General features: G+C 57.1%; 9 protein-coding genes and 1 pseudogene. 3 read left to right on the forward strand and 7 right to left on the reverse strand.

The features are described from left to right. The first annotated feature begins 90 nt into the window (after nucleotides 1-90). On the forward strand, nucleotides 91-780 hold the full coding sequence (locus SPL01S_RS08505; protein ID WP_062792579.1) for a FadR/GntR family transcriptional regulator: 690 nt from the start codon (nucleotides 91-93) through the stop codon (nucleotides 778-780). A 69-nt stretch (nucleotides 781-849) separates the two neighbouring features. After that, nucleotides 850-2265, forward strand: a complete 1416-nt coding sequence (gene mdtD, locus SPL01S_RS08510; protein ID WP_062869088.1) for a multidrug transporter subunit MdtD — start codon at nucleotides 850-852, stop codon at nucleotides 2263-2265. Here the strand turns inward: mdtD and rbsR are convergent. From rbsR to kup, 7 genes and pseudogenes are all read right to left on the reverse strand, one after another. Continuing rightward, nucleotides 2262-3262 (reverse strand): annotated as a pseudogene (rbsR, locus tag SPL01S_RS08515) (ribose operon transcriptional repressor RbsR). The gene mdtD and the pseudogene rbsR overlap by 4 nt on opposite strands. Nucleotides 3263-3267: 5 nt before the next feature. Then, complete coding sequence (gene rbsK, locus SPL01S_RS08520; protein WP_062869089.1) at nucleotides 3268-4194, reverse strand: ribokinase; 927 nt, start codon at nucleotides 4192-4194, stop codon at nucleotides 3268-3270. A 61-nt stretch (nucleotides 4195-4255) separates the two neighbouring features. Next, nucleotides 4256-5143: a ribose ABC transporter substrate-binding protein RbsB gene (gene rbsB, locus SPL01S_RS08525; RefSeq protein ID WP_006328997.1), complete on the reverse strand. Its 888-nt coding sequence runs from the start codon at nucleotides 5141-5143 to the stop codon at nucleotides 4256-4258. A gap of 23 nt (nucleotides 5144-5166) precedes the next feature. Then, nucleotides 5167-6132: a ribose ABC transporter permease gene (rbsC, locus tag SPL01S_RS08530; RefSeq protein WP_004950441.1), complete on the reverse strand. Its 966-nt coding sequence runs from the start codon at nucleotides 6130-6132 to the stop codon at nucleotides 5167-5169. Nucleotides 6133-6138: 6 nt separating this feature from the next. Further along, a complete protein-coding gene (rbsA, locus tag SPL01S_RS08535) occupies nucleotides 6139-7644 on the reverse strand; it encodes a ribose ABC transporter ATP-binding protein RbsA (protein ID WP_062869090.1) in 1506 nt (501 codons plus the stop codon). A 7-nt stretch (nucleotides 7645-7651) separates the two neighbouring features. After that, complete coding sequence (gene rbsD, locus SPL01S_RS08540; RefSeq protein WP_004950445.1) at nucleotides 7652-8071, reverse strand: D-ribose pyranase; 420 nt, start codon at nucleotides 8069-8071, stop codon at nucleotides 7652-7654. A gap of 168 nt (nucleotides 8072-8239) precedes the next feature. Next, nucleotides 8240-10108, reverse strand: coding sequence for a low affinity potassium transporter Kup (gene kup, locus SPL01S_RS08545; RefSeq protein WP_063198823.1), 1869 nt, complete (start codon nucleotides 10106-10108; stop codon nucleotides 8240-8242). Between the two features lie 283 nt (nucleotides 10109-10391). Here kup and ravA point away from each other — a divergent pair, with 283 nt between their 5' ends. Beyond that, entirely contained in the window at nucleotides 10392-11900 is a 1509-nt protein-coding gene (gene ravA, locus SPL01S_RS08550) for an ATPase RavA (protein WP_120978345.1), read from the forward strand.

Raw genomic sequence — 11900 nt, forward strand, 5'->3', positions numbered from 1 at the left:
GATTCCGTCACTTTTTCCGGCAAACAGCCACAAAAGCTGGCGATCCGTAGAGTAAAATAAGAATAACGATGTCAGTAAGGACCCGCAGCCATGCAATTTAACGCTCAACAACAGGCCGCCCAACGTAACCTTTCTTATCTGCTTGCAGAGAAACTCGGCCAACAAATTCTGGCTGGCGATTATCAGGCGGGCAGTATCTTGCCCGGAGAGATGGAACTGGGAGAACAATTCGGCGTTAGCCGCACGGCCGTGCGCGAAGCAGTAAAGATGCTGGCAGCCAAAGGTATGCTGTTGCCACGCCCGCGCATCGGTACCCGGGTGATGCCGCAAAGCCAGTGGAATTTTCTCGATCAGGATTTACTGACCTGGTGGATGACCCGGGAAAACTTCGATCAGGTGATGCAACACTTCCTTATATTACGCACGTCATTGGAACCGCAAGCCTGCTCACTGGCTGCGACTAACGCCAGCGCTCAGCAAACCGCGCTTCTGGCCGAATTGATGGCGGAGATGCGCGCGCTGCATACCCAGTTTGACCGCGAACGCTGGATCCAGGTCGATACCCAATTCCACCAGCTTATCTATAAAGCCAGCGGCAACCCGTTCCTGACATCATTCGCCAACCTGTTCAGTTCGGTGTATCAAAGCTACTTCCGCGCCATTACCGGCAACGAAGTGATTAAGCTCCAACACCATCAGGCCATCGTAGATGCGATACTGGCCGGTGACGGCCCCCAGGCGTTAGCCGCATGCCAGGTTTTACTTAAAGAGAAAGACTGACTCATCCCCTACTTATATATAGAGAAGAAAGGTGAGAGAGACGGATACGACAGTTAACCAGGACCGACAATGACCAAATCCGCGCGTAGTATGGCAGGACTACCCTGGATCGCCGCAATGGCGTTCTTTATGCAGGCGCTGGACGCCACCATTCTCAACACCGCATTGCCGGCGATCGCCCACAGTCTGGATCGCTCGCCATTAGCAATGCAGTCTGCCGTGATCAGCTATACGCTGACGGTCGCCATGCTGATCCCGGTCAGTGGCTGGCTGGCGGACCGCTTCGGCACCCGCCGGGTATTTATCCTCGCGGTGTCACTGTTTACCCTCGGCTCACTGCTGTGTGCGCTTTCCCCTACGTTGAGCGTGCTGGTGACCTCACGTGTCATTCAGGGGATCGGCGGTGCGATGATGATGCCGGTAGCGCGTCTGGCGCTGCTGCGCGCCTACCCGCGTAGCGAACTATTACCGGTACTGAACTTCGTGACCATGCCAGGGTTGGTTGGGCCGATCATGGGGCCGCTGCTGGGCGGCTGGCTGGTGACCTACGCCACCTGGCATTGGATTTTCCTGATTAATATCCCGATAGGCCTGCTCGGCATCTTCTATGCGCGTAAATACATGCCGGACTTCACCACCCCCAAGCGCCGTTTCGATCTCATTGGTTTTATGTTGTTTGGCCTGAGTCTGGTGCTGGTTTCCACCGGGCTTGAGCTGTTCGGCGAACGGGTCCTGGCCAGCTATATCTCGCTGGGTATCCTGCTGAGCGGCGTGGTGATGCTGTTCGGTTATATCGCTCATGCCCGCAGACATCCCCAACCGCTGATTGGTCTGGATTTGTTCAAGACCCGCACCTTCTCGGTGGGTATTGCCGGCAACGTCGCCTCACGCCTGGGTACCGGCTGCGTGCCGTTCCTGATGCCGCTGATGCTGCAGGTGGGCTTCGGTTATTCTGCGATTATCGCCGGCTGCATGATGGCGCCGACCGCCGTCGGTTCGCTGATGGCAAAATCCACCGTCACACAGGTGCTGCGCTGGTTCGGTTACCGCAAGACGTTGGTTGGCATCACTGTGATTATCGGCGTGTTGATTGCTCAGTTCGCGCTGCAAAGCCCGGGGATGCCGCTGTGGTTGATGATCTTGCCGCTGTTCGTTCTGGGCATGGCGATGTCTACGCAATTCACCGCCATGAATACCATCAGCCTGGCGGATTTGAACGATGCCAATGCCAGCTCCGGCAACAGCGTGCTGGCGGTCACCCAGCAGCTTTCCATCAGCTTCGGCGTGGCGATCAGCGCGGCAGTGTTGCGTTTCTACGAGTCAATGTCGCTCGGCACCATGATCGATCACTTCCACTACACCTTTATTACCATGGGGATTGTCACCGTCGCGTCGGCGTTTGTCTTCATGCTGTTGAGAACAAAGGATGGCCGCAATCTGATCGGCGGCCGGGAAGCGAAGAAAGAAGCGAAAGCGGCGGGCTAGCGGTGGCCCACCGAAGCGCGTTCCACCAGCTCCGGGGTCAGCACCAGGACCTGGGCTTCCCGTTCAGGGTTCTGCAGACGGTTGATCAACGCATCAATCGCCAGTTCGCCCAGCGAATCTTTCGGCTGGTGAATAGTACTTAGCGGCGGCGCGAGGTACTTGGCCAGCTCGATATCATCGTAGCCCATCACCGCCATGTCCTGCGGTACCGACAGTCCGGCCGGTACAACGCCTGATAGGCACCTACCGCTACTGCATCGTTACCGGCGAATACCGCATGCGGCGGTTCGGCCAGCGCCAGCAGCTGTTTCATCGCGGCAACGCCACCTTCAAACTCGAAGTCGCAGTGTACTTCGTATCCGGGCAGGATCGCCAGCCCGGCGCGTTGCATGGCGCGGCGGTAGCCTTCCAAACGATGGCGTGCAGTGGTTTTATCCTGCGGGCCGGCGATACAGGCAATGTTGCGATAACCGCGGGCGATAAGGTGATCGGTCGCCATCTCCCCACCCAGCAACGAGTTATCCTGAATGATATCGTTAGCCCCTTCGAAGGGCGCCCAGTCCATCATCACAATCGGCAGCGACGGATAGCGGCTCAACGCGTCCTGCGACGGTCGGTGGTTTTCGGTGCACATCAACAGCAAGCCATCGACGCGTTTTTGCAACAGCGTCTCCATGCTGCGGTTCATGCGTGCGGCATCTTCTTCGGTATTGCACAGGATCAGGCTGTAGCCGCGCTCGTAACAACTGCGCTCAACGCCACGCACCACTTCGGCATAGAACGGGTTGTTGCTGGAGGTAACCAGCATGCCAATGGTCCGCGTCTGGTTCAGCTTCAGGCTGCGCGCCAGCGCGGAGGGCGCATAGTTCAATTGTTCAACAGCCGCCATGACCTTGTCGCGCACGCTGTCGCTGACAAAGCGATTGTTATTGATAACGTGTGAAACCGTCGAGGTTGAAACGCCCGCCAGGCGGGCGACATCTTTCATGGTGGCCAAAGGCGTTACTCCTGCTGCAGCAAGAAGGCGTCGATCTCTTCACGCCAGGGTACGGAGGGCTGAGCGCCGGGACGGGTTACCGCAATCGCCGCCGCCGCATGGGCAAAGCGCACCGCATTCGCCATAGTTTTACCTTCCAGTAGCGCCGTCACCAGCGCCCCGTTGAAGGTATCACCGGCAGCGATGGTGTCTACCGCTTTAACCTTGAAGCCGGGCACCAACTTACCGTTACCGTTCTCACTCAACCAAACGCCACGGCTGCCAAGAGTTATGATCACCGTGCCGATGCCTTTATCGTGCAAGGCTTTCGCCGCACGCGCCGCGTCATCATCATTAGCGATAGCTATGCCGGTGAGGCGCTGTGCTTCTGTTTCATTGGGTGTAATCATATCGACCAACGCCAGCAGTTCATCCGGCAGCTCACGCGCCGGTGCCGGATTGAGGATCACCTGCGTTTGATGCTGCTTCGCCAGACGGGCGGCGGCCATCACCGTTTCCAGCGGCGACTCGAGTTGCATCAGCAAAGCATCGGCTTCAATAACCCGTTGCTGGTAACGCGCCAGATAGTCGGGCGTTACGGCGGCATTGGCGCCGGCATCGATGCCGATCACGTTCTCGCCTTCAGCATTAACAAAAATCAGCGCCACACCCGTGGTGTTGTCGGCAATCGCCTCAATAGGTTGGGTATCAATGCGATCGGTCGCCAATTGCAGGCGGATGCGTTCACCGATGTCATCTGCGCCGACGCAGGCTATAAAAGCGATATCCGCACCGCTGCGCCCTGCCGCCACCGCCTGATTCGCGCCTTTACCGCCAAATGCCACCTTATACTGTTTCCCGATCACCGTTTCGCCCGGGCGGGGAAACTGCTCAATATTGAGGATATGGTCGGCATTGATACTGCCAAGCACCACCAGCTTACCTGTTTCCATCGCATTGATTCCTGAATTGCGCGCCATCACAAACGCCCCGTTTTGATGGCGCTAGTATGACTTATTTAGTGACCAGTTTCAAATCAACCGGGAGGGTGGCCGGCACTTTCTCGCCTTTCAAGACTTTATCTGCCGTTTCCACGCCAATCACGCCGATTTGATCCGGACGCTGCGCCACGGTCGCCGCCAACTTGCCGCCTTCAACCGCTTTCACGCCGTCGGCGGTGCCGTCGAAGCCTACCACGACCACATCGGTTTTACCGGCGGTTTGCAGCGCGCGCAGTGCGCCCAGCGCCATTTCGTCGTTCTGCGCAAACACCGCCTGCACGTCCGGGTGAGCAGTCAGCAGGTTTTGCATTACGTTCAGGCCCTTGGTGCGGTCGAAATCTGCCGGCTGGCTGGCCAGCAGTTTGAACTTGTTCTGATCAAGCGACTGTTTGAACCCTTCGCCACGCTCGCGGGCGGCAGAGGTGCCGGCAATCCCTTCCAACTGGATCACTTTAGCGTCGGTGCCCACTTTTTTAGCGATAAAGTCGCCGGCCATTTTGCCGCCAACGCGGTTGTCCGAGGCGATATGGCTGACCACCTCGCCCTTGCTTGCCACGCGGTCCAGCGTAATGACCGGGATCTTGGCCTGATTGGCCATCTTGATGGCGTTACCCACCGCATCGGAATCCGTTGGGTTAATCAGCAGCAGTTTAGGTGCCTGCACCATCAGATCCTGCACGTTAGCCAGCTCTTTCGCCGGGTTGTTCTGCGAGTCCAGCACCACCAGGTTATAACCCAACTTGTTGGCTTCCTGCTGCGCGCCTTCTTTCATGGAAACGAAGAACGGGTTATTCAGGGTGGACACCACCAGCGCGATGGTGTCTTTCGCCAACGCGTTAGCGCTCAAGGTGGCGGTCAGAGCGAAGGCCGAAGCCAGGATTGCCAGTTTTTTCATTTTCATCATCGTGATTCCTGTAGGGGAGGTTACTTGTTGCTTTTGTTATCTACCAGAACCGCCAGCAGTATCACCACTGCCTTCACGATCATTTGGTAGTAGGAAGAAACACCCAGTAAATTCAGGCCGTTATTCAGGAAGCCGAGGATCAGCGCCCCGATCAGCGTGCCGACGATGCGGCCCTTGCCGCCCGCCAGGCTGGTGCCACCCAGCACGACGGCCGCGATAGCGTCCAACTCATAGCCGGTACCGGCAGTCGGCTGCGCAGAAGACAGGCGCGCCACTTCGATAACGCCAGCCAGCGCCGCCAGCAGCCCGCACAGTGAATAAACGATAATCTTCACTTTATCGACGCTAATACCGGAAAGGCGGGTCGCCGCTTCGTTACCGCCCAGGGCATAAATATAGCGGCCCAGACGGGTGTGGTGCAGCATGTACCAGGCGGCGATAAACACTATCGCCATAATCCAGATCGGGGTTGGCACCCCCAGCGGGCGGCCGATACCGAACCAGCCGAAGGTATCAGCCACGTCGGTAAAGCCGGTATTCACCGGGCTGCCGTTGGTGTACACCATGGTGACGCCGCGCAGCAGCAACATCATCACCAGGGTGGCAATAAATGCCTGCACCTTGCCTTTGGCGACAATCACGCCGGTGCAGGCGCCCACCGCAGCACCCAACGCCAGCGCCGCCGCAACGGCCACCACCGCGTTAATTTCAAAACCGACGATCGACGCCGCCACCGCACCGGTCAGCGCCAGCAGCGATCCCACCGACAGATCGATACCGGAAGTCAGGATCACCAGCGTCATCCCGACCGCCATAATGGCGTTCACCGAAGTTTGCTGGAGAATATTGAACAGGTTGTTCAGGGTGAAGAAATTCGGGCTCATTGAAGAGACCACGGCAATCAGCACCAGCAGAGCAATCAGGGACTTTTGCTCTAACAGCCACTCTTTACTGAACCAGCGCTTTGCGACACTCTGGGAACTCATATCTGATTACTCCTGCTTTACGCCGTATTGCTTGCCGACGGCCGCTGCCATCAACACTTCCTGGGTGGCCTGTTCAATCGGGAATTCACCGCTTAGGTGCCCTTCGTGCATGACCAGGATGCGGTCGCTCATGCCCAGCACCTCCGGCATTTCCGAAGACACCAGAATGATGCTCAGCCCTTCCTGCTTGAACTGGTTGATTAACTGATAGATTTCTTTTTTGGCACCGACGTCGACCCCGCGTGTCGGCTCGTCGAGGATCAGCACCTTTGGTCGCGTCATCAGGCCACGGGCAATCGCCACCTTCTGCTGATTACCGCCGGAAAGCAGGCCAATCGGCTGCTCCATCGAGGGGGTCTTGATATTGAACAGGCGAATGAAATCCCCTACCGCCAGCTTCTCATCAGCCTGTTTCAGGCTACCGCCGGCGCGGCTGAAATAACGCAGCGCAGTCAGCGACATGTTTTCCTTCACCGACATCCCCAGCACCAGGCCATCGCGCTTGCGGTCTTCGGAGATATACACGATGCCGTTCGCCAGGCCGTCCTGCGGGGAGCGAGTCACCACCTCATGGCCATCGAGGCTGACCGTGCCGGCTTTGCGCGGCGCGGCGCCGTAGAGAATTTTCATCAACTCGGTGCGCCCGGCTCCCATCAGCCCAGCCACACCCAGGATTTCACCGCGGTAGAGAGTAAAGCTGACGTCATGCACGCCGGGGCCGGAAAGCTGGCTGACCTCCAGCCGCTTTTCGCCACGCGGCAGGTTAAGCCGCGGGTACTGCTCCTCCAGCTTGCGGCCGACCATCATTTCGATAAGCAGGTCTTCCTGCAGCTCACTGACCGGCCGTTCGGCGATAAACTGCCCGTCACGGAACACCGTGACGTCATCGCAGATTTCGAAGATCTCCTTCAGCCGGTGCGAAATATAAACAATGCCGCGCCCCTCGGCCTTCAGTTCGTTGATCACTTTAAATAAAGACGCGGTTTCCGTGTCGGTCAGCGCATCGGTCGGCTCATCCATGATGATGACTTTCGACTCGAAGCTCAGCACCTTGGCAATTTCCACCATCTGCTGATCGCCGATCGACAGTTCGCCCACCAGCCGGTGGCTGCTGTAACTCAGGTTCAGCCGTGCCAGCAGTTTGTCGGCTTCGGCGTACATTCGCTTCCAGTCGATGCGGCCAAAGCGGTTAACAAACTCACGCCCGAGGAAAATGTTTTCCGCAATCGTCAGTTGCGGGATCAGGTTCAGTTCCTGATGGATAATGCCGATGCCCGCTTCCTGCGAATCCTTTGGCCCGTTGAACGCCACCTCTTTGCCGAGAAAATACTGACTGCCGGCGTCTTTGTCATAGATGCCGGTCAGCACTTTCATCATGGTGGACTTCCCGGCGCCGTTTTCGCCCACCAGCGCCATCACCTTACCGGGATAGACGCTGAGCGCGGCGCCGGAAAGCGCCTTCACGCCGGGAAAGGCTTTATCGATCCCTTTCAGTTGCAGTAAAGGTTGCATAAATGCCTCAGAAAGTTACGCCGGCGCAGAGGATGACGTTCGCGTACGGCGAACATTCACCGCTGCGGATCACCGCCCGGCTGTGTTCAGTTTGCGCTTTAAAAGCCTGGTGGCTGATATAACTCACGCTAATGGTGTTTCCCTGGTGTTGGCCAAGCTGTATCAGTTGAGCCAACAAAGCTTGGTGGAGCTGCGGATTTTGATTCACCATCTCTTCCGCCAGAATGGCGCTTTCAACCTGCATCTCCTGCGTCACTACCCCGACCACCTGCAAAAACGTCGGCACTCCCTGAGTCAGCGCCAGATCGATACGCTGCGTTACCGCCGGGATCGGCAGCCCTGCATCGCAGATGACAATCTGATCGGTATGGCCGAGCCGGGAAACCACGGCAGAAACCTCAGCATTCAGCAGTACGCCTTTTTTCATCTTCTCACTCCAGCAGCGAAACGTTTCGCTATCGGATGAGTTTAAAAAAACGGCAGGGGAAGGCAACTGGGATAATGCAGAAATGTGATCGCTATCGAAACGTTTCGCTCACACAACTAAAAAGCGGAAACAAAAGGGGCCCAGCATTGCTGAGCCCCTGAGAGGGAGTTAAATCTCGACCTGGGTTCCCAGTTCTATCACCCGATTCGGCGGGATCTCAAACTGGTCCGGCGCACGCAGCGCGTTACGGCTCAGCGCGATAAACAGCTTCCCGCGCAGGAACAGATACCAAGGCCGTTTGGTCAGGATCAACGACTCATGCGACATAAAGAACGAGGTTTCCGTCATGCGGCACGGCAGCCCTTCCAGCCCGCAGCGGTGGAATACTTCTTCAACGTTCGGCGTTTCGCGCCAGCCGTAGCTGGCCACCACCCGCCAGAAGGTCGGTGAAAGCTGTTCGATGGTCACCCGGCGCACATTATGTACGTAAGGTGCATCCTCGGTGCGCAGCGTCAGCAGCACTACCCGCTCATGCAGCACCTTGTTGTGTTTCAGGTTATGCAGCAGCGCAAAAGGGATCACGTTAATGGCGCGCGACATAAATACCGCCGTACCAGGCACTCGCACCGGCGGCGATTTCTCCAGTGAGGCAATCATCGCCTCCAGAGAGTTACCGTGTTCATGCATGCGGCGCAACAGACGGAAACGTTCGCTTTTCCAGGTGGTCATGATGATGAACATCACCAGCGCCAGCATCAACGGCAGCCAACCGCCAGAGAACAGTTTCAGGGCGTTGGCGGAGAACATCGGCACGTCGATAATCAGCAGGATAATCAGGATGCCGACCATGAAGAAGCGGTTCCAATGCCAGTTTTTGATCGCCACCGAGGTCACCAGAATGCTGGTCAGCACCATGGTGCCGGTCACGGCAATGCCATACGCCGCCGCCAGGTTGCTGGAGTGTTCGAAGCCCACAATCACCAGCACTACCGCGATATACAACGTCCAGTTAATCACCGGAATATAGATTTGGCCCGATTCCATTTCCGAGGTATGGATAATGCGCATCGGCGACAGATACCCCAGGCGCACCGCCTGACGGGTCAGGGAGAACACGCCGGAAATCACCGCCTGAGAGGCGATGACCGTAGCCAGCGTCGCCAATATCAGCAGCGGGATCAGCGCCCAATCCGGCGCCAGCAGGAAGAACGGGTTCTTGATCGCCTCGGGATTTTTCAGCAGCAACGCGCCCTGGCCGAAATAGTTCAGCACCAGCGAAGGTAACACCACGGTGAACCAGGCCAGGCGGATAGGGAATTTGCCGAAGTGCCCCATATCGGCATACAGCGCCTCAACGCCGGTAATCGACAGCACCACCGCGCCAAGCGCAAAGAACGAGACCTTCTTATATTCCATAAAGAAGTTCAGCGCCCATTTCGGGTTCATCGCCTGCAACACTTCCGGGTTAGCGATGATGCTGCGCGCGCCCAGCACCGCCAACACGATAAACCACAGCAGCATCACCGGGGCAAACAACTTGCCGACGCTGCCGGTACCGTGTTTTTGGATAGCGAACAGCAGCGTCAGCACCAGAATGGATAAGGGGACGATATAGCCGTCGAGCGACGGCGCGGCAATCTCCAGCCCCTCTATCGCCGACATCACCGATATCGCCGGGGTGATCACCACCTCACCATAGAAGAAGCTGCCGCCAATCAGGCCGAGAATCACCAGCACCGCAGTGGTGCGCGCCGAGGTATTGCGCCCGGCCAGCGACATCAGCGTCAGGATACCGCCTTCACCGGCGTTATCCGCACGCATGACATAGCTAAGGTATTTAAGCGAAACAATGATAATCAGCATCCAGAAAATCAGGGACAGGAAGCCAAACACCACGTCAGGACGCACATCGAAGCCATAATGGCCGGAGAAACATTCTCTCAGGGTATAAAGAGGGCTGGTGCCGATATCACCGTAAACCACCCCAATGGCCGCCAGAGTTACCGCTGATAAGGACTGTTTATGTTCTGTGCTCATAATTCGTTTCTTTATTAGAACATCCGTTAGCGATGCATCCGCATCAGCCAGAGATACGGGCTCTAAGATCCGTTACGCCCACTAAAAGGCGCACAGTATGCACGATTTATACTGCTTGCCTACTCTTATATCAGTCCCAAAAAATAAACAAAATGTGAACCAGCCACTCTTTTGATAATAGAAAGATTTTACTAATCAACAAGCTATACCATTAAAAATAATGGTGGTTTATCATCGGATTATCCACCAAGATTGGCTAACTCTCGGACAACACGACAATAATATGGCGCCATCATCACTTCTGGCAGAACGGATCTCCCGCCTCAGCAGCGCGCTGGAGAGCGGTCTTTATGAACGGCAGGAAGCAATTCGCCTGTGTTTACTGGCGGCGCTCAGCGGCGAAAGCGTGTTTCTTCTCGGCCCGCCCGGCATCGCCAAAAGCCTGATTGCCCGCCGGTTAAAATTCGCCTTTCGCAGCGCGCGCTCGTTTGAATACCTGATGACGCGTTTCTCGACGCCGGAAGAAGTGTTCGGCCCGCTGTCTATCCAGGCATTAAAAGATGAAGGCCGCTATCAGCGTCTGACCGCCGGCTATCTGCCCGAGGCAGAGATCGTGTTCCTGGATGAAATCTGGAAGGCCGGCCCGGCCATCCTCAATACCCTGTTAACGGCGATCAACGAACGCCGCTTCCGCAACGGCAACAGTGAAGAACCGATCCCGCTGCGGTTACTGGTTACCGCCTCTAACGAACTGCCTGAGGCCGACAACAGTCTGGAGGCGCTGTACGACCGTATGCTGATCCGCCTGTGGCTGGACAAAGTTCAGGATAAACAGAATTTCCGCTCACTGCTGGTCAGCCGCCAGAACGAGAATGACAACCCGGTCCCTGAAGCCTTGAGCATCAGCGACGAAGAGTTTCACCAGTGGCAGTCGCAGATCGACAAGGTCAAGCTGCCCGAAGGCTGTTTTGAACTGATATTCCAGTTGCGCCAGCGATTGGATGCGCTGGAGAGTGCGCCCTACGTCTCCGACCGTCGTTGGAAAAAGGCCTTGCGGCTGTTGCAGGCCTGCGCCTTCTTCAGCGGCCGCGACGCCGTCGCCCCGCTCGACCTGATGTTATTGAAAGATTGTCTGTGGCATGACCTCACTTCGCTAAAGCTGCTGCAACAGCAAATCGACCAATTGCTGACCGAGTCGGCCTATCAGCAGCAGACGCTGTTGATTCAACTGCAACAGATCCACACCCGCTGGCTGCAACACCAACAGCAGCAAAGCGATCGTCAGGCGATAGCGCTGGTGAAAAAAGGCGGTATGTTCAGCAGAAAGCCCCAATACATGGCGGCGGCGCCGTTAGGCACCGGCACCCTGACCCTGCTGCTGCAAAAACCGCTGCAACTGCATGATATTCAGGTCAACCATCTGAGCATTGAAAGCAGCGCGCTGGAAAACTGGCTGCAAAAGGGCGGCGACGTGCGCGCCAAGCTGAACGGCATCGGCTTTGCCCAGCAGATCGACCTGGAAGTGGACGAGCAGTTGCACCTGACGGTGCTGGACGTCAGCCGCCAGCCTTCGCTGCTGGCCCTGCCCGGTAAACAGACCGGCGGTACGCCCCAGGCGATGCTGGACGAAATGGACGTATTGGCACAGCGTCTGGCGGAACAGCGCCGGTTGTTCAGCCAACACCAGCCCTGCCTGTTTACCCCTGCCGGTGGCCTGGCAAAAATTGAAGCCAGCCTGTTGCAGGTGGCGGAACAGATCAAACAGCAGCACCAGCAGATGCGCGGCCAGTAA

Source organism: Serratia plymuthica NBRC 102599 (assembly GCF_001590925.1).
Taxonomy (GTDB): domain Bacteria; phylum Pseudomonadota; class Gammaproteobacteria; order Enterobacterales; family Enterobacteriaceae; genus Serratia; species Serratia plymuthica.

Excerpts from the sequence above, each read along its gene's own strand:
- SPL01S_RS08505 (WP_062792579.1), top strand. The coding sequence starts at position 91 with ATGCAATTTAACGCTCAACAACAGGCCGCCCAACGTAACCTTTCTTAT.
- mdtD (WP_062869088.1), top strand. The coding sequence starts at position 850 with ATGACCAAATCCGCGCGTAGTATGGCAGGACTACCCTGGATCGCCGCA.
- rbsK (WP_062869089.1), bottom strand. The coding sequence starts at position 4,194 with ATGGAAACAGGTAAGCTGGTGGTGCTTGGCAGTATCAATGCCGACCAT.
- rbsB (WP_006328997.1), bottom strand. The coding sequence starts at position 5,143 with ATGAAAATGAAAAAACTGGCAATCCTGGCTTCGGCCTTCGCTCTGACC.
- rbsC (WP_004950441.1), bottom strand. The coding sequence starts at position 6,132 with ATGAGTTCCCAGAGTGTCGCAAAGCGCTGGTTCAGTAAAGAGTGGCTG.
- rbsA (WP_062869090.1), bottom strand. The coding sequence starts at position 7,644 with ATGCAACCTTTACTGCAACTGAAAGGGATCGATAAAGCCTTTCCCGGC.
- rbsD (WP_004950445.1), bottom strand. The coding sequence starts at position 8,071 with ATGAAAAAAGGCGTACTGCTGAATGCTGAGGTTTCTGCCGTGGTTTCC.
- kup (WP_063198823.1), bottom strand. The coding sequence starts at position 10,108 with ATGAGCACAGAACATAAACAGTCCTTATCAGCGGTAACTCTGGCGGCC.
- ravA (WP_120978345.1), top strand. The coding sequence starts at position 10,392 with ATGGCGCCATCATCACTTCTGGCAGAACGGATCTCCCGCCTCAGCAGC.